Annotated in this window: 16 protein-coding genes; 7 read left to right on the forward strand and 9 right to left on the reverse strand. The window is 72.3% G+C overall.

All coding sequences use genetic code 11. The features are described 5' to 3' along the window. The first annotated feature begins 131 nt into the window (after positions 1–131). Positions 132–455 (forward strand): cupin domain-containing protein, encoded by a 324-nt coding sequence (locus tag ACGFWI_RS19610; protein ID WP_393907258.1) that lies wholly within the window; start codon positions 132–134, stop codon positions 453–455. Positions 456–469: 14 nt separating this feature from the next. Here the strand turns inward: ACGFWI_RS19610 and ACGFWI_RS19615 are convergent, their stop codons facing one another. Together ACGFWI_RS19615 and ACGFWI_RS19620 are read right to left on the reverse strand one after the other, a co-directional pair. Then, positions 470–1,474, reverse strand: a complete 1,005-nt coding sequence (locus ACGFWI_RS19615) for an LLM class flavin-dependent oxidoreductase (RefSeq protein WP_393907218.1) — start codon at positions 1,472–1,474, stop codon at positions 470–472. 100 nt (positions 1,475–1,574) lie between these two features. Then, positions 1,575–3,056 carry a purine-cytosine permease family protein gene (locus ACGFWI_RS19620; RefSeq protein WP_393907219.1) on the reverse strand — a complete coding sequence of 494 codons (1,482 nt, stop codon included), beginning with the start codon at positions 3,054–3,056 and terminating at the stop codon, positions 1,575–1,577. A gap of 461 nt (positions 3,057–3,517) precedes the next feature. Between ACGFWI_RS19620 and ftsY the strand changes: the two genes are divergently transcribed. Further along, on the forward strand, positions 3,518–4,747 hold the full coding sequence (ftsY, locus tag ACGFWI_RS19625; protein WP_393907220.1) for a signal recognition particle-docking protein FtsY: 1,230 nt from the start codon (positions 3,518–3,520) through the stop codon (positions 4,745–4,747). Between the two features lie 167 nt (positions 4,748–4,914). Here the strand turns inward: ftsY and ACGFWI_RS19630 are convergent, their stop codons facing one another. Further along, positions 4,915–5,580, reverse strand: coding sequence for a bifunctional DNA primase/polymerase (locus ACGFWI_RS19630; RefSeq protein WP_393907221.1), 666 nt, complete (start codon positions 5,578–5,580; stop codon positions 4,915–4,917). A gap of 487 nt (positions 5,581–6,067) precedes the next feature. Between ACGFWI_RS19630 and ACGFWI_RS19635 the strand changes: the two genes are divergently transcribed. The 5 genes from ACGFWI_RS19635 (at position 6,068) to ffh (ending at position 13,909) form a co-directional block, all read left to right on the forward strand. Next, positions 6,068–7,543 carry a hypothetical protein gene (locus ACGFWI_RS19635; protein ID WP_393907222.1) on the forward strand — a complete coding sequence of 492 codons (1,476 nt, stop codon included), beginning with the start codon at positions 6,068–6,070 and terminating at the stop codon, positions 7,541–7,543. Positions 7,544–7,899: 356 nt separating this feature from the next. Continuing rightward, positions 7,900–9,240 carry an ammonium transporter gene (locus tag ACGFWI_RS19640; RefSeq protein WP_393907223.1) on the forward strand — a complete coding sequence of 447 codons (1,341 nt, stop codon included), beginning with the start codon at positions 7,900–7,902 and terminating at the stop codon, positions 9,238–9,240. After that, positions 9,237–9,575: a P-II family nitrogen regulator gene (locus ACGFWI_RS19645; protein WP_393907224.1), complete on the forward strand. Its 339-nt coding sequence runs from the start codon at positions 9,237–9,239 to the stop codon at positions 9,573–9,575. Before ACGFWI_RS19640 ends, ACGFWI_RS19645 begins: the two co-directional genes overlap by 4 nt. A 177-nt stretch (positions 9,576–9,752) precedes the next feature. Beyond that, the gene (locus ACGFWI_RS19650; protein ID WP_393907225.1) at positions 9,753–12,257 is read left to right on the forward strand and encodes a [protein-PII] uridylyltransferase; all 2,505 of its coding nucleotides are present in this window, start codon (positions 9,753–9,755) and stop codon (positions 12,255–12,257) included. A gap of 95 nt (positions 12,258–12,352) precedes the next feature. Then, on the forward strand, positions 12,353–13,909 hold the full coding sequence (gene ffh / locus ACGFWI_RS19655; RefSeq protein ID WP_393907226.1) for a signal recognition particle protein: 1,557 nt from the start codon (positions 12,353–12,355) through the stop codon (positions 13,907–13,909). 421 nt (positions 13,910–14,330) lie between these two features. Here the strand turns inward: ffh and ACGFWI_RS19660 are convergent, their stop codons facing one another. Genes ACGFWI_RS19660 through ACGFWI_RS19685 form a run of 6 tightly spaced genes read right to left on the reverse strand, consistent with a single transcriptional unit; the run spans position 14,331 to position 19,894 of the window. Continuing rightward, positions 14,331–15,500, reverse strand: a complete 1,170-nt coding sequence (locus ACGFWI_RS19660; protein WP_393907227.1) for an alanine racemase — start codon at positions 15,498–15,500, stop codon at positions 14,331–14,333. Positions 15,501–15,502: 2 nt separating this feature from the next. Continuing rightward, positions 15,503–16,708, reverse strand: a complete 1,206-nt coding sequence (locus ACGFWI_RS19665; protein ID WP_393907228.1) for an aminotransferase class V-fold PLP-dependent enzyme — start codon at positions 16,706–16,708, stop codon at positions 15,503–15,505. After that, positions 16,705–17,691 carry a phosphotriesterase gene (locus ACGFWI_RS19670; RefSeq protein WP_393907229.1) on the reverse strand — a complete coding sequence of 329 codons (987 nt, stop codon included), beginning with the start codon at positions 17,689–17,691 and terminating at the stop codon, positions 16,705–16,707. Before ACGFWI_RS19670 ends, ACGFWI_RS19665 begins: the two co-directional genes overlap by 4 nt. A gap of 53 nt (positions 17,692–17,744) precedes the next feature. Further along, positions 17,745–19,130, reverse strand: a complete 1,386-nt coding sequence (locus tag ACGFWI_RS19675) for a YhfT family protein (RefSeq protein ID WP_393907230.1) — start codon at positions 19,128–19,130, stop codon at positions 17,745–17,747. 3 nt (positions 19,131–19,133) lie between these two features. Next, positions 19,134–19,493, reverse strand: a complete 360-nt coding sequence (locus tag ACGFWI_RS19680; RefSeq protein WP_393907231.1) for a DUF2620 family protein — start codon at positions 19,491–19,493, stop codon at positions 19,134–19,136. Continuing rightward, positions 19,490–19,894 carry a transcriptional antiterminator gene (locus ACGFWI_RS19685; protein WP_393907232.1) on the reverse strand — a complete coding sequence of 135 codons (405 nt, stop codon included), beginning with the start codon at positions 19,892–19,894 and terminating at the stop codon, positions 19,490–19,492. Before ACGFWI_RS19685 ends, ACGFWI_RS19680 begins: the two co-directional genes overlap by 4 nt. Positions 19,895–20,061 lie beyond the last annotated feature (167 nt).

The following is a 20,061-nucleotide window of genomic DNA, read 5'->3' on the forward strand; positions in this document are numbered from 1 at the left end:
TCGGTGAGGGTGGAGACATGAGCGATACGGAGACGAACCGAACGACCGACACGACCGGTACGGTCACAGAGGCGGCCGCGCACCCGCCCGGGGACGGGCGGCGCGCGAGGCACGGACGGGCCGCCGGAGGCGTGGGCGGGACCGCGGGCTACGTGTGGCGCGCGGTGGACGACGCCCCGGTCAAGGAGCTGTTCCCCGGCATCCGGAGCAGGCCGCTGTGGACCGGCGGCAACGGGGCGAAGGCCCAGGTGCTGGAGATGGACCCGGGCAGCTGCTGGGAAGGCATCGATGTGCATGCACCGGGGCCCGAGGAGGTCTTCGTGGTCTCGGGGACCTTCCATGACGGGGACCGGGACCACCCGGCCGGGACCTTCCTCCATGCGCCGGCCGGCTCCTGGCACGTACCGCAGTCGGCGACGGGCTGCACCCTGTTCGTCTTCTACCCGGAAGGCTGAACCCGCCCCGGCCGTCAGTCCTTGAGACCGGGCAGCACCTGCTCGGCGAAGAGATGCAGCGAGCGCCAGCCCTCGTCGACGGGCATCCCGCCGCACAGCGGATGCAGGATCAGCGAGCCCTGCCCGCCCGCCTGCCGGGCGAGCCGCAGGCACTCGTCCGGGGTGACGACGCGGTAGACGCCCTCCTCGCGCAGCGCCGCGACGTCCTGGGCGGACGAGCGCACCGCGGAGCGGATGCCGGCGGACTGCCAGGAGGCGTACATCCGGGCCTCGTGCAGCAGATGGCCGCCGTACGCTGCCCACGTGCGGTCGGGGTCCTCGGAGACGTGCAGGAGCGAGGTCCGCTCGGGCGGCTGCAGCACCCAGCCGTCGGTGCCGAAGGCGGCGCGCTGCTCGTGGTAGTAGGCCTCCAGCTCCGGGAGGTGGGCGCTGGGGAAGAGGGGGAGCCCCAGGCGGGCCGCGCGCCGCGCCGCGGCCCGTGAGCTGCCGCCGATCAGCAGCAGCGGGTGCGGCCGGGTGTACGGGCGGGGGGTGACCTGGACCGTGCCGCCCTGGTAGAGGAACGGTTCGCCGGTCCAGGCGGACAGCACGGTCTCCAGCACCTCGTCCTGGAGCGCGCCACGGCCCCGCCAGTCCTTCCCGTGCGCCGCGTACTCCTCGGGCCGGTAGCCGAGGCCGGCGACGGTGACCAGCCGGCCGCCGCTGAGGAGGTCAAGCGAGGCGAGGTCCTCGGCCAGCCGGAGCGGGTCGTGCAGCGGGGTGATCAGCGCCGAGACGGTGACGCCGATGCGGCGGGTGGCGCCGAAGACGGCGCCCGCGAAGGTGAGCGGGGAGGGCATCCAGCCGTTGGTGGTGGCGTGGTGCTCCTCGGTCTGGACCATGGTGAAGCCGCGGTCGTCGGCGAACGTGGCCATCTCGACGGCCGCCCGGTAGCGCGCGGACAGTGTGGCGGGGGTGGGCGCGGGGTCGACGAGGTTGATGCGCAGGACCGTGACGGGCAGGGCGGGCAGGGCAGACATGGCAAACGTCCCCTTCGCCAAGGTGGTGGGCGAAGGGGACGTTAGCTGACGCAGCGTCAGATCACTAGTGGGGGGATCCGGTCCGCGGGGCGGAGCCGGGTCAGCCCGCCTCGACCGGCTGCCGGGCGTCGGCCGCCCGGTCGGCCCCGGCCGCAGGCACGGACTCCCGGGGCGCCGGCAGTACGGCGAAGACCACCGCGGCGATTGCGATCGTGGCCGCCCAGCCCAGGCCGTTCTCGCCGATCCAGGTGGTGGCCAGCGGGCCGGCGAACCACTGGACCTTGGTGAAGCACAGGCCCGCGCCGAGTGCGACCGCCCAGGCCGTCATGGCCTGCCAGCAGAAGCCGCCGGTGTACCAGTAACGGCTGGTGCGGCCGGTGTTCATCAGGCTGTCGGCGTCATAGCGCACCGCCAGCTTGCGCCGCCGGGCCATGTCGATGCCGTAGACGCCGATCCAGGCGGAGAAGGAGACCGCCAGCAGCGTCAGGAAGGCGATGAACTGGCCGATGAAGTCCTTGGCCACCAGCATCATGAACAGGCCGCCGACCAGGCTGATGACGGCATTGATGCTGACCGCGAGCGCACGCGGCAGCTTGACGCCCATGGTCTGGGCGGTGAAGCCGGCGGAGTACATCGACAGGCTGTTGATCAGCACCATGCCGACCAGCGCGGTGACCAGGTACGGCACCGCGAGCCAGCCCGGCAGGATGGTGCCGAGGAACGACATCGGGTCGGTGTTCTGGCCGGCCAGCTTCGGGTCGGAGACGGCCATCACGCCGCCCATCAACACCATCGGCAGCAGCACCAGGGCCGCGCCGGAGACGGTGGTGCCCACGATCTTCTTCCCGGACGCGGAGTGCGGGAGGTAGCGCGCGAAGTCGGGGCCGGTGGGCACCCAGCTGATACCGCCGGCCGCGATGGTGCCGATGCCCGCGATCACCATGGCGGTGGTGCCGGCCTTCTTGGCGAAGATGGCGTCCCAGTTCATCGTGGCGACCAGGTAGACCAGCACCATGATGCTGAACAGGCCGAACAGATACGTCGAGTACTTGTTGCAGACGTTGAGCGCCTTGCGGCCCAGGCCGCTCACCAGGTAGGTGACGGCCACGAAGGCGAGCAGGGTGACGACGACGAGGACGTTGTTGCTCTCGATGCCCAGCAGCAGATGCAGCACGGTCAGTACGGCATAGGCGCCGGTGACCGCGTTGATCGTTTCCCAGCCGAAGCGGGCGACCCACAGGATCGCGCCGGGGAAGTAGTTGCCGCGGACGCCGAAGGCGGCCCGGGAGAGCAGCGCGCCGGGCGCGCCGCCCCACTTGCCCGAGACCGACAGCACGCCCACCATGCCGAAGGCGACGGCCGCGGCGATCGCGGCCACCAGCAGGACCTGCCAGAAGTTCAGCCCGTTGTTGACCACGAGCGAGGCGCCCATGGTGAGCAACAACACGCTGATATTGGCGGCGACCCAGGTCGGGAAGAGCTCGCGGACGCGGCCCTGGCGTTCGTGGTCGGGAACGGGCTCGATGCCGCGGGTCTCGACGGCGCCTTCGGTTGCGGGCGTGGAAGCGGTCGTGGTGCCCATGGTGCAGGTATCTCCGTGCGGGGATCAGGAGGCACCCCCGGGGAGAGGAGGTGCAGGCAGCGTCTGTGGTGCCTGGCCGGCGATTTGGCTGCCAGGACTCTACGCGCGTTGCGCGGCCGTCGACCATCGTACTTTGATCCAACTTCTGCCGGTACGTTCCGTTGGACCCCACGACGAGAACGAGTGTCACCCACCTTCGTCGAAGGGTCCAGTCGAGCGTCTCCGACCAGGCCGGAGGCGGTACGGGCGGTCGCCGGCCGACCCGGTGGCCGGCCCGCCGCGGCAGCTCCTGCGGGTCATCGGCCGGCGGAGAGACGCATGTCCCGCCGATGGCCCGCTCGCGCCGCTTCGGGCGGTGGTGGTGACCCGGCGCCCGGCGGCGCACTGATTCAGGACACCACTCATCCAGGTTCGGCGCGTGCAGTCCCCACGGGCGGGGCGTGGCTGATACTGGAGGGGTTATGGAAACCGTGATCCTTGCCGTAGTCATCGCCGTGGTCGTGCTCGGCGCGATCAGCGGGCTCGTCGTCAGCGGCCGCAAGAAGAAGCAGCTGCCGCCGTCCCCGCCGGCTGCCCCGAAGCCCTCCGTTACCGCGCCCCCCGCCGAACCGCAGGTCGGCGAGGAGGCCGAGACCCCCCGCGACGAAGAACGTCGCACCATCGAAGAAGTCACGCTGCCCACCGCCGAGGCCCCCGTGGCCGAGGCACCGGCCGCCGAGCCCGAGGCGCCCGCCGCGCCCGAGATCGAGGTCCCCGAGCCCACCGCGGGACGGCTGGTCCGGCTGCGCGCCCGGCTCTCCCGCTCCCAGAACACCCTGGGCAAGGGCCTGCTGACCCTGCTGTCCCGCGAACACCTCGACGAAGAGACCTGGGAGGAGATCGAGGACACCCTGCTGACCGCCGACGTCGGCGTCGCCCCCACCCAGGAGCTCGTCGAGCGGCTGCGTGAGCGGGTCAAGGTCCTCGGCACCCGTACCCCCGAGGGCCTGCGCGCCCTGCTGCGCGAGGAGCTCCTCGCCCTCATCGGCACGGACGCCGACCGCACCGTGCACACCGCCAACGGCATCGGCAACGGCGGCGACGAGATCCCCGGCGTCGTCCTGGTCGTCGGCGTCAACGGCACCGGCAAGACCACCACCACCGGCAAGCTGGCCCGAGTCCTGGTCGCCGACGGCAAGTCCGTGGTCCTCGGCGCCGCCGACACCTTCCGCGCCGCGGCCGCCGATCAGCTGCAGACGTGGGGCGAGCGGGTCGGTGCCCGTACGGTCCGCGGACCCGAGGGCGGCGACCCCGCCTCGATCGCCTTCGACGCGGTGAAGGAAGGCATCGCCGAGGCCGCCGATGTCGTACTGATCGACACCGCGGGCCGACTGCACACCAAGACCGGACTGATGGACGAGCTCGGCAAGGTCAAGCGGGTCGTCGAGAAGCACGGCCCGGTCGGCGAGGTACTGCTCGTCCTGGACGCCACCACCGGCCAGAACGGCTTGGTCCAGGCCCGGGTGTTCGCCGAGGTCGTGGACATCACCGGTGTGGTGCTCACCAAGCTCGACGGCACCGCCAAGGGCGGCATCATCGTCGCCGTCCAGCGGGAGCTCGGCGTCCCCGTCAAGCTCGTCGGCCTGGGCGAGGGCGCGGACGACCTGGCGCCGTTCGAGCCGGAGGCCTTCGTCGACGCCCTGGTCGACTGAGGCCGCCGCCAGGGCGCCACGCCCGGACCGTCATCGGCCCCCGGACCCGCATATGGCGGGTAGCGGGGGCCGACGTCGTGTCCCGGGTGCCTGGCCCTCCTGAGCGCCTGCGCGGCGTCGCGGCCCGCGCGCCGCACGGCCGGGGGCGGGCCACGAACCGCCCGGACTCACCCCGCCGAGCGGTTGCAGACATACGCGAGGGTGCCCACCACCAGCCGCGCCTGCGGCGGACGGTCCGCGGTGTCCAGCGTCGGCGGGCGCAGCCAGCGCATCGGCCCGTGGCCGCCGAGGTCGGAGGGGGGCGCGGTGATGTGGTCGCCGGGGCCCAGGGAACGCAGGTCGAGCGTGGCGTCGTCCCAGCCCATCCGGTAGAGCAGATCGGGAAGTTCCTTGGCCGCCCCGGGGGCGACGAAGAACAGCGCACGGCCGGTCGGGGTCACCGCGGCCGGGCCGAGCGGCAGGCCCATCCGCTCCAGGCGCGCCAGGGCGTTGCGGCCCGCGGCCTCCGGCACGTCGAGGATGTCGAACGACCGGCCCACCGGGAGGAGGAGCGCGGCGCCCGGCGTCTCGGCCCAGGCCGCGGCGGCCGTCTCCCAGGTGGCCCCGGCCGCCAGCTCCGCGGCGAAGGCCAGCGGATGGGCGCCGGGGAAGGGGCAGTCGGCGGCGCCGCACGAGCAGTCCGTACGGCCGCCGCCCACGCGCACCGCACGGGCGCCGGGGACGACATCCCAGCCCCAGAGCCCGGTGTACTCCGCCACCGCCGTGATTTCGGTCGAGCGGGCGCGACGCCGGGAGCTGGAACGCATCTCGCGGATGCCGATCGTGAAGCCCATGCCCCCTCCAACGGGTGGTGCGTGCCAGTGGTTACGAGTCGGCGGGTTGACGACATGGTGTCCTTCACGCTCCGTCGCCGGCCCGCGGTGCCGGTGGTGTGACGTGGTGTGCCGGGTGGTGCGCTGCGTCGTACGAGCCCTTGCGCGCTTCGCTCCGCCCGGCCGTGCTCGACCTGTGTCAAGTCAATCGCGAGAGCCTGTCGGGGAGTTCATACGAAGGGGTGGCGAATGGTGGCGTTTCCGCAATCGGCCTCGCGTGAGGCGTGATCGTAGGATTACTTTCGGTGCACGAACCCCGAAGAGGCATCATTCGCACGGGTATGCCGGTGGCAACGACCGGTGGAGCACAGGCCAAAAGGTGTGGCCGGAATCCGTGGTCGGGTAGATGTACCCCGGACAGGCGTCGCAACAGGCGGCAGGCTGTGGATGGTTCGCAGCACGCACCGGGCAACAGGCGTCAAGGCAGCGATCGGGATGGGGGCTTCCAGTGGGTGGCAACGGCGGCAGTGGCGGCACCGACGCCGCCAAACAACCCAACGCACAGCTGGGTTCGTGGTTCATGCGCAGCGGCTGGTCCAAGGGGGAGCTGGCGCGCCAGGTCAACCGCCGGGCACGCCAGATGGGCGCGCATCACATCAGCACGGACACCTCCCGGGTGCGCCGCTGGCTCGACGGCGAGCAGCCGCGCGAGCCCATTCCGCGGATCCTGTCCGAGCTGTTCTCCGAGCGCTTCGGCTGTGTGGTCGGCATCGAGGAGCTGGGGCTGCGCTCCGCCCACCAGTCCCCGTCCGTCTCCGGCGTGGACCTGCCCTGGGCCGGGGCCCAAACGGTCAGCCTCATCAGCGAGTTCTCGCGCAGCGACCTGATGCTGGCGCGCCGCGGCTTCCTCGGCACCTCCCTCGCCCTCGCCGCCGGACCCGGCCTCATCGAGCCGATGCAGCGCTGGCTGGTCCCGGTGCCCGCGGGCCAGGGCGGTGCGGAGGAGCAGCCCGACCGCGTCCGGCGCCCCGCGCGGCTGTCCAAGCCGGAGCTGGATCTGCTGGAGTCGACGACCGCGATGTTCCGTCAGTGGGACGCGCAGTGCGGCGGCGGGCTGCGGCGCAAGGCCGTGGTCGGCCAGCTTCACGAGGTCACCGACCTCCTCCAGGAGCCGCAGCCGGCGGCGGTGGCCAAGCGGCTGTTCAAGGTCGCCGCCGAACTCGCCGAACTCGCCGGCTGGATGAGTTACGACATCGGGCTGCAGCCCACCGCGCAGAAGTACTTCGTGCTGGCGCTGCATGCCTCCAAGGAGGCCGGCGACCGGCCCCTGGGCTCGTACATCCTCTCCAGCATGAGCCGGCAGATGATCCACCTCGGCCGGCCCGACGACGCACTGGAGCTGATCCATCTGGCCCAGTACGGCAGCCGCGAGACGGCCACCCCGCGCACCCAGGCCATGTTGTATGCGATGGAGGCCCGCGCCTACGCCGGAATGGGCCAGCCCAGCAAGGTCAAGCGGGCCGTCCGGATGGCCGACGACACCTTCTCCGACGTCCTGCCCGGTGAGCCCGAACCGGACTGGATCCGCTTCTTCTCCGAGGCCGAGCTGAACGCCGAGAACGCCCACTCCTACCGCGATCTCGCCTATGTCGCCGGCCGCAGCCCCACCTACGCCTCGCTCGCCGAGCCCGTCATGGAGCGCGCCGTGGAGCTGTTCGGCCAGGACCCCGAGCACCAGCGGTCGTATGCGCTCAACCTGATCGGGATGGCCACCGTGCATCTGCTGCAGAAGGAGCCGGAGGCCTGCGCGGCGATGGCGCAGCAGGCCATCCCGTTCGCCCGGCAGGTCCGCTCGGAGCGGGTCAACACCCGGCTGCGCAAGACGGTGGACACCGCGGCGCGGGAATTCGGCGGTGTTGCCGAAGTGATCCGGCTCAGTGACGAGCTCACCCGCCAGCTCCCCGAATCAGCGGCGGCCGTCTGACGGCCCGCCCCTCGACTCCGGCCGCGGCCGCCGCCCCGTACAGCCCGACTCGGCTCCCCCATGCCAGGTCACGCGGGCGGCAGCCGCGGCCGGGCTCTCTTTTGCGCCTGAGCCGGCGCCGCTTTCGCGGAGGCGGTTGCTCGTGGCGGGGTTCCTCAATTGAGGGTTTCGGTGGGTTGAACGGGTGAAGTGGGAGTGACCTCGCAGTTCATCGAGGCGTAACACGGGGGCCGTCTTCGTCACTGCGGTGAAACACCCGCAAGGTTTGGCCGAAACCACGCTGCGACAACCTCATCGCGAAGTCGGCCCACCAGAAACACGCCCGCACGGGCCGCATCGACGACGAGGAGACGCCGATGCCCCCAGGCATCCTGACGCTTGCAGCAGACAAGGTGACGCTCAGCCCGGCGAACACCGGGTTCATGCTGATCTGCTCCGCACTGGTGATGATCATGACCCCCGGGCTCGCCTTCTTCTACGGCGGCATGGTCCGGGTCAAGAGCGTGCTCAACATGCTGATGATGAGCTTCATCAGCCTGGGCATCGTCACGATCCTGTGGGTCGTGTACGGCTTCGGACTCACCTTTGGCACCGACAAGGGCGGCTTCATCGGCTGGGACGGTCACTTCGCCGGACTCAGCGGCATCGGACTGACCGAGCTGTGGGGAACCAGCAGCATCCCGGTCTATGTGTTCGCTGCCTTCCAGCTGATGTTCGCGATCATCACGCCCGCCCTGATCAGCGGTGCGCTCGCCGATCGGGTGAAGTTCACCGCCTGGGCGCTGTTCATCGCCCTGTGGGTCACCATCGTGTACTTCCCGGTCGCCCACTGGGTCTGGGGCGAGGGCGGCTGGCTCTTCGAGCTGCATGTCATCGACTTCGCCGGCGGCACCGCCGTGCACATCAACGCCGGTGCCGCGGCACTTGGCGTGATCCTCGTCGTCGGCAAGCGCATCGGCTTCAAGAAGGACCCGATGCGGCCGCACAGCCTGCCCCTGGTGATGCTCGGCGCCGGACTGCTGTGGTTCGGCTGGTTCGGCTTCAACGCCGGCTCCTGGCTCGGCAACGACGACGGCATCGGCGCGGTCGCCTTCGTCAACACCCAGGTCGCCACCGCCGCCGCGATGCTCGGCTGGCTGGCGTACGAAAAGCTCCGGCACGGCTCGTTCACCACGCTCGGCGCGGCCTCCGGCGCGGTCGCCGGACTCGTCGCGATCACCCCGGCCTGCGGCGCGGTCAGCCCGCTGGGCGCCATCGCGGTCGGTGTGATCGCCGGTGTGCTGTGCGCCATGGCCGTCAATCTCAAGTACAAGTTCGGCTACGACGACTCCCTCGATGTCATCGGCGTCCACCTCGTCGGTGGTGTCGTCGGGTCGCTGCTGATCGGCCTGTTCGCCACCGGCGGGGTGCAGAGCAAGGCCAAGGGCCTGTTCTACGGCGGCGGCTTCGACCAGCTCGGCAGGCAGGCCGTCGGTGTGGTCTGTGTGCTGCTGTACTCCCTGGTCGTCTCGTACCTCCTTGCCAAGGTCATCGACCTGGTGATGGGCTTCCGGGTCGGCGAGGACGAGGAGGTCGCCGGCATCGACCAGGCCGCGCATGCGGAGACCGCGTACGACTTCGCCGGCGCGGGCGGCGGCACGGTCGGCCGCAAGGGACCGGCACTCGGCGAGGCCCTGACAAAGAAGGTGGACGCGTGAAGCTCATCACGGCAGTAATCAAGCCGCACCGGCTGGACGAGGTGAAGGACGCCCTGCAGGCATTCGGGGTGCAGGGTCTGACGCTCACCGAGGCCAGCGGCTACGGCAGGCAGCGCGGGCACACGGAGGTGTACCGCGGCGCCGAGTACACCGTCGACCTGGTGCCGAAGATCCGCATCGAGGTGCTGGTCGAGGACGCCGACGCGGAAGAGCTGATGGACGTCGTCGTCAAGGCGGCGCGCACCGGCAAGATCGGCGACGGGAAGGTCTGGAGCCTCCCGGTCGACGACGCGGTACGGGTGCGGACCGGGGAGCGGGGACCGGACGCACTGTGACGGCACCGCCGCCGTGGCGCGGCTCCGGCCCTGGAGCGGCATCCGCCGCCGGGGCCGGAGCGGACGGCCGAGCGGCGGATGGCCGCCCGCCCCGCAGCGGCCCAGACTGAAGGTGCCGGCACGACGCACGGGGAAGACGGAGACGGCGGGGGACCACACGACCGAGGAGCGCGCGCGGTGACGGAGAGCGTCGAGGAAACGGCAGGACCGGCCGGAGCACCGGGCCCGGCGCACGATCCCGTGCCCGCCCCGGAAGGCGGCTACCCAGCGGCCCGGCTGCGGCTCCTCCAGGACGAGGCGGCCATCGGACCCGACCGGCGTGCCGCCCTCGCCCGGCTGACCGACGACTGGCTGGCGGACCTGCTGAACCGGCACACCACCGCCGCCGGACTGTCCGGGACCGCCCTGGTCGCCGTCGGCGGCTACGGCCGCGGTGAACTCTCCCCGCGCAGCGATCTCGACCTGCTTCTGCTGCACGACGGCCGCGCCGACGCCGGCGACCTCGCCGCGCTCGCCGACCACCTCTGGTACCCCGTCTGGGACCTCGGTATGGCCCTCGACCACTCCGTACGCACCCCCGCCGAGGCCCGTAAAGCGGCCCACGGGGACCTGAAGGTGCAGCTGGGCCTGCTCGACGCCCGCCACCTGGCCGGCGACCCGGAACTGACCGGCGCGCTGCGCACCGCCGCGTACACCGACTGGCGCGAAAGCGCCCCCAAGCGGCTCCCGGAACTCCACGACCTGTGCCAGGAGCGCGCCGAGCGGCAGGGCGAACTCCAATACCTGCTCGAACCCGACCTCAAGGAGGCCAGGGGCGGGCTCCGGGACGCCACCGCGCTGCGTGCGGTCGCTGCCTCCTGGCTCGCCGACGCCCCGCGCGGCGGTCTCGAAGCCGCCCGCACCCGGCTGCTCGACACCCGCGACGCGCTCCATCTGACCACCGGCCGCGCCACCGACCGGCTCTCCCTCCAGGAACAGGACCAGGTCGCCGGCGCCCTCGGCATGCTGGACGCGGACGCCCTGCTGCGGCAGACCTACGAATCCGCCCGCACCATCTCCTACGCGGCCGATGTCACCTGGCGCGAGGTCGGCCGGGTGCTGCGCGCCCGCTCCGTCAAACCCATGCTGCGCGGACTGCTGCACGGCCGTACCGCGGGCAAGGGCGAGCGCTCCCCGCTCGCCGAGGGCGTCGTCGAACTCGACGGCGAGGCGGTGCTGGCCCGTACGGCACGCCCCGAGCGGGACCCGGTGCTGGTGCTGCGCGCCGCGGCCGCCGCCGCCCAGGCCGGGCTGCCGCTGGCCACCCACAGCATCCGCCGGTGCGCCACGGCCACCGCCACCCGGCCGCTGCCCGTGCCGTGGCCCGCCGAGGCCCGCGAGCAGCTGGTGACGCTGCTGGGCGCGGGCATGCACACCGTGCCCGTATGGGAGGCCCTGGAGGCCGAGGGCATCATCACGCGGCTGCTGCCCGACTGGGAGCGCGTCCGCTGCCGCCCCCAGCGCAACCCCGTCCACACCTGGACCGTGGACCGCCATCTCGTCGAGACCGCCGTACGGGCCTCCGCGCTGACCCGCCGGGTGCACCGCCCCGACCTGCTGCTGATCGCCGCCCTGCTGCACGACATCGGCAAGGGCTGGCCCGGCGACCACTCGGTGGCCGGCGAGACCATCGCCCACGATGTGGCGGCCCGGCTCGGCTTCGGTGCCCGCGACACCGCGGTGATCGCCACCCTCGTACGGCACCATCTGCTGCTCATCGAGACCGCCACCCGGCGCGATCTGGACGACCCGGCGACCGTCGGCGCGGTCGCCGAGGCGGTCGGCACCACCGGCACCCTGGAGCTGCTGCATGCCCTGACCGAGGCCGACGCCCTGGCCACCGGGCCCGCCGCCTGGAGCGCCTGGCGCGGTGGACTCGTCGCCGACCTGGTCAAACGGGTCGCCGCGCGGCTCGCGGGGGAACCCGAAACGGAGGTACGGGACGCCGATGAGCCGACCGCGGAGCAGGAGCGGCTGGCGATCGAGGCCCGGCTCACCGGCGGCCCGGTCCTGGCACTGCACGCGCGCTCCGAACACCCCACCGGGGACGGGGACGGGGACGAGGCGCCCGCCCAGGAGCCGGTCGGCGTGGAACTGCTCATCGCCGTGCCGGACCAGCCGGGCGTCCTTGCCGCCGCGGCCGGTGTGCTGGCCCTGCACCGGCTCACCGTCCGCGCCGCCGATCTGCTGCTGCTCGACCCCCTCGACGAGGGCCCGGTCCTGCTGCTGAGCTGGCGGGTGGCCGCCGAATACGGCTCACTGCCACGCTCGGACCGGCTGCGCGCCGACCTGGTCCGCGCCCTGGACGGCTCCCTCGACATCCCCACCCGTCTCGCCGAGCGCGAACGCGCCTACGCCCGCCGCGCACGGGCCGTGCTCGCCCCGCCGCCCCGGGTCACCGTGGCCGCGGGCAGCTCCCGCACCGCGACCGTCATCGAGGTCCGTGCCCAGGACGCACACGGCCTGCTGCACCGCATCGGCCGCGCCCTGGAGCAGGCCGGCGTCGCCGTCCGCAGCGCCCACATCAGCACCCTGGGCGCGAACGCGGTGGATGCGTTCTATGTCACGGGGGCGGACGGGGAGCCGCTGGCCGACGGTGCGGCCCATGAGGTGGCCACGGCCGTGGAGCGCGCCCTGCAGTAGTGGCCGGGAACAGGGCAGGACCGGTTCGCTTGCGCAGCCGGATACCCTAGAAGCCGACTGCACCCCGCCCCCGACCCCGAGGATCGACGACCGCCGTGTTCGATACGCTTTCCGACCGCTTGGCGAGTACTTTCAAAAACCTCCGGGGCAAGGGCCGCCTGAGCGAGGCGGACATCGACGCCACGGCGCGCGAGATCCGCATCGCGCTGCTCGAGGCGGATGTCGCCCTCCCCGTCGTCCGGGCCTTCATCAAGCAGGTCAAGGAGCGTGCCACCGGCTCTGAGGTCTCCCAGGCGCTGAACCCCGCCCAGCAGGTCATCAAGATCGTCAACGAGGAGCTCGTCGGCATCCTCGGCGGTGAGACCCGCCGGCTGCGGCTCGCCAAGACGCCCCCGACCGTGATCATGCTGGCCGGTCTGCAGGGTGCCGGTAAGACCACCCTCGCCGGAAAGCTCGGCCGCTGGCTCAAGACGCAGGGCCACGCCCCGCTGCTGGTCGCCTGTGACCTCCAGCGCCCCAACGCCGTCAACCAGCTGCAGGTCGTCTCGGAGCGAGCGGAGGTCGCCTTCTACGGCCCCCAGCCGGGCAACGGCGTCGGCGACCCGGTCCAGGTGGCCAAGGACTCGATCGAGTACGCGCGGACCAAGCAGCACGACGTCGTCATCGTCGACACCGCCGGCCGGCTGGGCATCGACCAGGAGCTGATGCAGCAGGCCGCGGACATCCGCGACGCGGTCAGCCCCGACGAGGTCCTCTTCGTCGTCGACGCGATGATCGGCCAGGACGCGGTCAACACCGCCGAGGCGTTCCGCGACGGCGTCGGCTTCGACGGTGTGGTGCTCTCCAAGCTCGACGGCGACGCCCGCGGTGGTGCGGCGCTGTCCATCGCGCACGTCACCGGCAAGCAGATCATGTTCGCCTCCAACGGCGAGAAGCTGGACGACTTCGACGCGTTCCACCCGGACCGCATGGCGTCCCGCATCCTCGGCATGGGCGACATGCTCTCGCTCATCGAGAAGGCCGAGCAGACCTTCAGCCAGGCCGAGGCCGAGAAGATGGCGGCCAAGCTGGCGAAGGGCCCCAAGGAGTTCACCCTCGACGACTTCCTGGCCCAGATGGAGCAGGTCCGCAAGATGGGCTCCATCTCCAAGCTGCTCGGCATGCTGCCCGGCATGGGGCAGATGAAGGACCAGATCAACAACCTCGACGAGCGTGAGGTCGACCGCACGGCCGCCATCATCAAGTCGATGACCCCGGCCGAGCGCCAGGAGCCGACGATCATCAACGGCTCGCGTCGGGCCCGTATCGCCAAGGGTTCCGGTGTCGACGTCAGCGCGGTCAAGGGCCTGGTCGAGCGGTTCTTCGATGCCCGCAAGATGATGTCCAAGATGGCCCAGGGCGGCGGCATGCCCGGGATGCCCGGCATGCCGGGGATGCCTGGCATGGGCGGTGGCGCTCGGAAGAAGAAGCAGGTCAAGCAGGCCAAGGGCAAGCGCAAGAGCGGTAACCCGATGAAGCGCAAGGCCGATGAGGAGGCCGCGGCAGCGCGCCGCGAGGCCGCCCAGTCCGGCAACCCGCTGGGCCTGCCGCAGGACGGCCAGGACCCGCAGAACTTCGAACTCCCCGAGGAATTCAAGAAGTTCATGGGCTGAGCCACCACAGCTTCGGCTCACGAGCCCCTGACCGCCGTTGGGCGGTTGGGGGCTTGTTCGGTTGCGGGGGGGGGGGAGGGGTGCTGCTGGTCCCCGGAGCCGAGGGTGTTGCTGGTCCCCGGAGCCGAGGGGGCTGCTGGTCCCCGGAACCGACCGTCTACACCCGCCCACCCCCCGAAGGGGGGTGGGCGGCGGGGAAAAACAAAAGGTGCGGGGTGGGCGGCGGGGTAGGGGGACGCTCGCGGCGGTTCATGCGGTTGGTGCGGTTCATGTTCATGCGGTTGGTGCGGGTCGAGTCGAGCAGCGAGCAGTTCATGCGGTTCCGGCCCACCGGCGGGCCCCGCCTCGACGGGGCCCCACCGCTCCCCGACGGCCCCGCCGGGCGCCCCTGACCGCCCGCCCTCACCCACTCCGGCTGCCCTCACCCCTCCGCAACAGCCCGCCCCCAAGGGTCATAACACCCCGTCAACTCCGGTTCCCCGTCCGCCAGGCCGGACACCACCGCGACCGTGCTGCGGGTGGCGAAAACCTGGGTGCGGAAGGCCAGCAGGGCGGTATCGCCGGGCCGTGCATCGCCGGGAGCCAGCAGCCGGTAGTAGTCGATGTTCTCGGGCGGGGCGCCCTGCACCGCGAGGCGCGCGCCGGTGCGCGGGATCAGCGCGGAGCGGATGGCGGCCCGCGGGTAGAAACCGCCGCCGAACAGCGCAGGCCGGCCGTCGGCGAGGACATGCGCGACCTCACTCACGTACACATAGCCGGGCGTCTCCGGCTGCCGCGGCCCGGCGGCGTGCAGGGGAGTGGTGCCGGTCAGCGCGTGCCCCGGCTCACCGTGCGTGGCGCCGAGCCGGGCCAGCAGCGGCAGGCTCGCCATCGACGTGACGCCGGGGGCGCTCAGCAGCAGCCCGGCCGGGTCGATCCCCCTCCGCTCGGCGAGCAACTCCCGCGCCGTACGGGCCATGGCGAGGTTCGGGGTGGCCAGTGGCCGGCCGGTACCGGGGTCGCACCGCAGACACGGGAACGCCGTCACGCCCGCGACGCGTACGCCCGGCAGCCGCTCCGCCGCGTCGGCGAACGCCTCGATCCCGGCCGGCGGCACCCCGCCCTCCTGCCCCGGATACCCCGCGCCGGGCGCCCCCTCGATACGTACGAGGATGTCCTGGACGCGGCCGAGCCGGCCGGCCGCCTCCGAGACGGCACGGGCGTTGGCGAGGTCGTAGACGGTGACCGCCTCCGGGCGCCAGGCCAGCATCTCGGGCAGCGCACGATGGGGGATCTGCACCAGATGACCGAGGTTCCCGGCCCGTGCGCCCGCCGTGTGCAGCACCCGCGCCTCGGGCGGATCGATGGCGGCGAAGCGCGGGATGTGGCGGGCGATGGCCTGGATCAGCTCCGGATTGCGGCCGAGCTGTTTGACCACGAACCAGAGGGAGAGCCCCAGCCGGCCGGCCTCCTCGGCCAGCAGCGCGGCGTTGGCGGTCACCGCGTCCAGATCCATGACATAGGTGTCGGGCGGGATGGCTCCGCTCCGGTGCAGCTCGGTCGCACAGGCGACCAGCCGGGGATTGCGGGCGAGGACGGCGTCGAGAAACACGGTCAGTCCTCCGGGCGGGGCGCGGGGTGTGCTTCGCGGGCCGGCCGGCGCGTGTCCGCGTTGCCTCCGCCCGCGTCGTGGCGTTCCGCGCCGCGGCCCTCCCCGCCGTACCGCAGGTCCGTCAGCGCCCTCCGCAGGATGTCCAGTACGAGGTCCGCGCCGGCCCGCATGGGGTTGATCCGTACGGCCCAGTCGGCGAGTTCGGGGGCGTCGGCCAGCGCGGAGCCGGACAGGCGGTAGAAGAGCGGGGCGATCTCGTAGCGGGAGTTGGCGCCGACCGGGTACGGGGCGGCGCCGTGCCGTGCGGCGGCGGCCGGCAGCGCGCGGGCCAGCGGGCGGGCCAGGCGCACCAGCACACACCGGTCCTGCGCGTTGGCGAGCGCGGCCTCGGCGACGCCCGGCACCTCACCGGCCGTCAGCCGCCCGGCGACCTCGGCCGCCACCTGCGACTGCACCGCCCACATCACCGGTACATGGGTCAGCGCGCGCAAGGCGTCCAGCGCCTGGTGTCCCTGAACCTGTCCGCCGCCCGAGTAGTTGTCCCGGTGCACCCGCGCCACCAGGTCCGCCTCGCCCACCACGGCGCCGACGCCCTCCGGGCCGTGCAGCTTGAACAGCGAGAAGCAGGAGGCGTCGGCGCCCAGTTCGACCCCGCAGTGCGGGACCCGCAGCGCCGCATAGTTGTCGTCCACGACGGTGCGCACGCCCGCGGTCCGGCAGGCCGCCAGCACCGCGCTCAGGTCGTAGGAGTCTCCGAGGCGCTGCCGGGTGTGCTGGACGTACGCCCGGCGGAAGTCCCCCGAGGCCAGGGCGCGGGCCGGCTCCCGCGGATCGTTGAAGTCCGCTTCGACGGTCCGTATGCCCAGGCCGCGCAGGGTGTGGGCGGTGGTGCGGTAGACCGGCGCGCGGTGGATCAGCAGCCGATCGCCCGCATCCAGGACGGCGGCGAGCGCGGCCCGGATGGCGCCGGTGCCCGCGCCCTGCACCAGCGCCGCGGCCTCGGCCCCGAAGAAGTCGGCGAGCACCGCCTCGACCCGGGCGGTGGTACGCGGGCGGCCGAGCCCCGGCAGCACTCCGGCGTCCGCCGCGAAGAGCTGGGGCCCTTCGAAGTGCCGGGCGGTGCACTCCAGCAGCCGGAACTGCCGGGCCAGGGCGTCGGTCACGGTGACGGCCGGGAGGGGGAAGGTCCGGGGCAGCCGCACGCTCATTCCGGGGCGCCTTCCGGCGGGCGGCTGCCGGCAGCCGGCGGCCCGCCGTCCGCGCCGTCCCGCCCGGTGAGAAACCGCAGCGGATTGCGTCGCGTCAGCCGGTCGATCAGCTCCTCGTCCAGGCCGGCCGCCCGCAGCCGCGGCAGAAAGGACCGGAACAGATGCCCGTAGCCCATACCGCCCTCGCTGACCAGGTAGCCGTGGCGGGAGACATCGCAGCTGAGCAGCACGCGGTCGGCGTGTCCGGACTCCAGGAGCGCCAGCAGCAGCCGCAGCCGCACCCGGTCGCTCTGGTAGCTCTCCTTGCCGACGGTGTCGAACGCGATGTACGCACCGGCCGCCGCCAGCTCCCGGTGCACGGCCGGATCGTCGAGCAGGTCCTGGTGGCCGATGCTGACGCGGTGCGGCGGCAGCCCGGCCGCCGTCAGCAGCTCCAGCTGGGCCAGGCCGCCGCGGCCGAACTGGGCATGGGTGGCCACCGACAGACCGGTCGCCGTGGCGGCGAGTGCCGCCGCGGTCAGCGTGCGGGCCTCCGGCTCGCTCGGCAGATCGCCGTGGCTGCCGACCTCGCCGATCACCCCGGGACGGATCCCGGAGCCACCGCAGCCGCGCTCGATCTCCCCGACCAGGGTCCTGGCCAGCTGCTCGGCGCTGGTGCGGCTCAGTTCCGCGGGGTGGAACGGCTCGTAGTACCAGCCGGTCGCCGCGATGACGGCGACCCTCGAATCCGCGGCGATCCGGGCCATCGAGGCCACATCGCGCCCCATGCCCCGGCAGGTGAGTTCGATGACCAGGGAGAGCCCGAACTCGGCGCGCAGCGACGCCAGTTCCTCGGTGATCGCGGCCCGGTGCCCGGGGGTCAGGGTCGCCGCGCTGTCGGCGCCCCGGGTCAGATCGAGCGCCAGATGCTCATGGGCGAGCACCGGTCCGCGCACGGCGGATGCGGGCAGCGAGCCCGAGACGGTTTGCAGCAGATCGTTCATCAGTGCCTTCCCGGCCGCCCGGCGCGGCCGAACCCCGTCCGGGCGCGAACCCGTCAGGAGGTGAGAGGGGTGAACAGGTCCAGCCAGTACAGGACGTTGAGCAGGACGCCGCCGACGACGACCGCGGCGGGCCCCGCGGCCGTGCGGACCACGACCCGCCCCATCGCCTCGTTCAGCAGGTACAGCCCCCCGACGAGCAGGATGCCCAGCCCGCCGCCCATCGCCTGGGCGGCCAGCAACGAGCCGAAGAGCAGGGCAAGTTGCAATGTCGCGCCGATCGCGCCGCGCAGTTGCTCGGAGGAGTCGCGTACGGACGGCAGCCCGCCGAGCGCCCGGCCGATCCCGCTGAGCGCCAGCACCTCGACGCCGAAGACCAGCGCCCCGCACACCAGCGCCCACCACGGGCTCGGCAGCAGATAGCCGATCGGATAGACGAAGGTGAAGCCCGCGATGCCGTACGCACCGGAGGCCAGCGCGGTGGTGGCGATGAGCGGCAGGAACCCGAAGGCGCGGTAGAAGTCGACCTGCGCCGCCTCCGCGGACCGTCCCTTCGCGATCAGAAAGCTCGTCGCCTCACCGCCGCCGAATATGTGCAGCTGCGCCAGCAGACACACCCCGGCGCCCAGTGCCATGAACAGCGGCAGATGGCGGCGCAGCCGGGCCGCGCTCGCGCTGAACAGCGACACCATGGGGTCGTCGTCCGGCACCGCAGGCCGCTCCTCCGCCGCCTGTGCCCGCTCTTCCGCCGCCTGTGCCCGCTCCGTACGACGCTGCCGCAGATCCTTGGCGACCGCGAAGCCGATCAGCAGCAGTACCCCGGCGGCCATCGCCGGCGCCCCGGCGAACACCTTCGGCCACAGCTTCATCGTGACGACGACGAGCGCGAGCTCCACGACGCCCGCCACCGCACCCGGCAGCCTGCCGAACTGCTTGCTGATCGCCAGCACCGGGAACAGCGTGAAGAGGAACAGGATCGGCGTCGACATCTGCTGCATGGCCGTCAGAAAATCGACCGGCAGCTTGTGCGCCATCTCGTTGGCGCCCTTGAGCCCGAAGACCACCACCGCGCCCCAGGCCCCGCCGAGCACCGGCGCGAGCCACTTCTTCGGCGCGAGAATGCCCAGCAGATCGGTCGGCAGGAACACCAGCCAGGGGTTGAGCACGCCCGATGACAGTGCCATCGGCGCGCCCAGACCGAAGATGAACCCGGCCGACAGCCCGAAGGAGACCGCACCGGTCGCATTGCGGGTGGTCCGCCCCTGTATGAAGTCCAGCATGAACGGCCGTACGCCGTCGTTGAACACCGCCAGCGCCAGATGCGCCAGGTACGCGGTCAGCGCGCACAGCGCGATGACGGTCAGCTGCCCGGCCGTCGAGAAGTCGAGCGCACCGGCCGCGGCAGCCGGACCCGGGTGCGCGGCGGCGGGGAGGGCGCCCATGGGTCAGTCCGTACGGGCGGCGATGGCGCGGGCGAGTACGGGGGTGACGGCGTCCATCTGGTCGAGGGCGTACCCGAACACCCTCTTGCCCTCGTCGAGCAGCACCTCGGTCTGCTCCGTGGTGGGCACCGACCGCCCGAAGGTGTGGCAGACGGCCGCGCCCAGCAGTCCGACCAGCACACCGAGCGAGGCCCCGGCCCCGGTGTGGCAGGTGCCGAGGAAGTAGTCGGCCCGCCCGGCCCGCAGCTGCACCGCCGCGTCCATGTCGTTGCTGACGGCGATCTCGACGCCCGGCAGCCCGAGCCCGGTCACTCGGCCGGCGACCTCGGACTTGCCGAGGCCACCGGTGAGGATCTTGGTCATGGGGTGTCCCTTCGCGGTCGGGCCGCGGGCACCGCCGGGCCCCCGCGCCATACGGCCAGATGCAGCGCCAGGAAGTTGACCTCCGAGCCGGAGAGCATCGCACCCAGCTCGCGCTGTGCCCGTACGGCGACGGCGCGGGCCCGGGCCAGCGCCTCGGGATGGGCCGCGAGCTCCACGGCCACCGCCGCATCCGTACGGAACGCCTCGACGGTCTCGCCGTCCAGCAGCCTGGTCAGCGCCATCAGCAGATGACTGGTCAGCATCCCCGCGCTGTCCTCGGTGACCGGCCGTCCCTCGGCGGCCAGTGCCTCCAGCTCGGCCGTCACGAACGCGGCGACCTGCGGCCGCACCTGCCCGCTGTCGCGGAAGAGCCGGATGCGCCGGGCGAGCCGGGATTCCATGGGCGGCCGTCCTTCCCTCGAAGGCAACAGTAACCAGGATTCTGGATTTTGCTCCCTAACGTGCCGTCACTTTTTGCCCGGCGGCCGAGGCTGTCCCCACTCGCTCCGCAGGCCAACGGCGCCTGCGGCCGGGCCGGGTGAACGGACCGGTCCGGGGGCTGTCGGCC

The organism is Streptomyces sp. NPDC048434, from assembly GCF_043200375.1.
Lineage (GTDB): Bacteria > Actinomycetota > Actinomycetes > Streptomycetales > Streptomycetaceae > Streptomyces.

Excerpts from the sequence above, each read along its gene's own strand:
- ACGFWI_RS19615 (WP_393907218.1), bottom strand. The coding sequence starts at position 1,474 with ATGTCTGCCCTGCCCGCCCTGCCCGTCACGGTCCTGCGCATCAACCTC.
- ACGFWI_RS19675 (WP_393907230.1), bottom strand. The coding sequence starts at position 19,130 with ATGGGCGCCCTCCCCGCCGCCGCGCACCCGGGTCCGGCTGCCGCGGCC.
- ACGFWI_RS19665 (WP_393907228.1), bottom strand. The coding sequence starts at position 16,708 with ATGAGCGTGCGGCTGCCCCGGACCTTCCCCCTCCCGGCCGTCACCGTG.
- ACGFWI_RS19630 (WP_393907221.1), bottom strand. The coding sequence starts at position 5,580 with ATGGGCTTCACGATCGGCATCCGCGAGATGCGTTCCAGCTCCCGGCGT.
- ACGFWI_RS19685 (WP_393907232.1), bottom strand. The coding sequence starts at position 19,894 with ATGGAATCCCGGCTCGCCCGGCGCATCCGGCTCTTCCGCGACAGCGGG.
- ACGFWI_RS19620 (WP_393907219.1), bottom strand. The coding sequence starts at position 3,056 with ATGGGCACCACGACCGCTTCCACGCCCGCAACCGAAGGCGCCGTCGAG.
- ACGFWI_RS19670 (WP_393907229.1), bottom strand. The coding sequence starts at position 17,691 with ATGAACGATCTGCTGCAAACCGTCTCGGGCTCGCTGCCCGCATCCGCC.
- ACGFWI_RS19680 (WP_393907231.1), bottom strand. The coding sequence starts at position 19,493 with ATGACCAAGATCCTCACCGGTGGCCTCGGCAAGTCCGAGGTCGCCGGC.
- ftsY (WP_393907220.1), top strand. The coding sequence starts at position 3,518 with ATGGAAACCGTGATCCTTGCCGTAGTCATCGCCGTGGTCGTGCTCGGC.
- ACGFWI_RS19640 (WP_393907223.1), top strand. The coding sequence starts at position 7,900 with ATGCCCCCAGGCATCCTGACGCTTGCAGCAGACAAGGTGACGCTCAGC.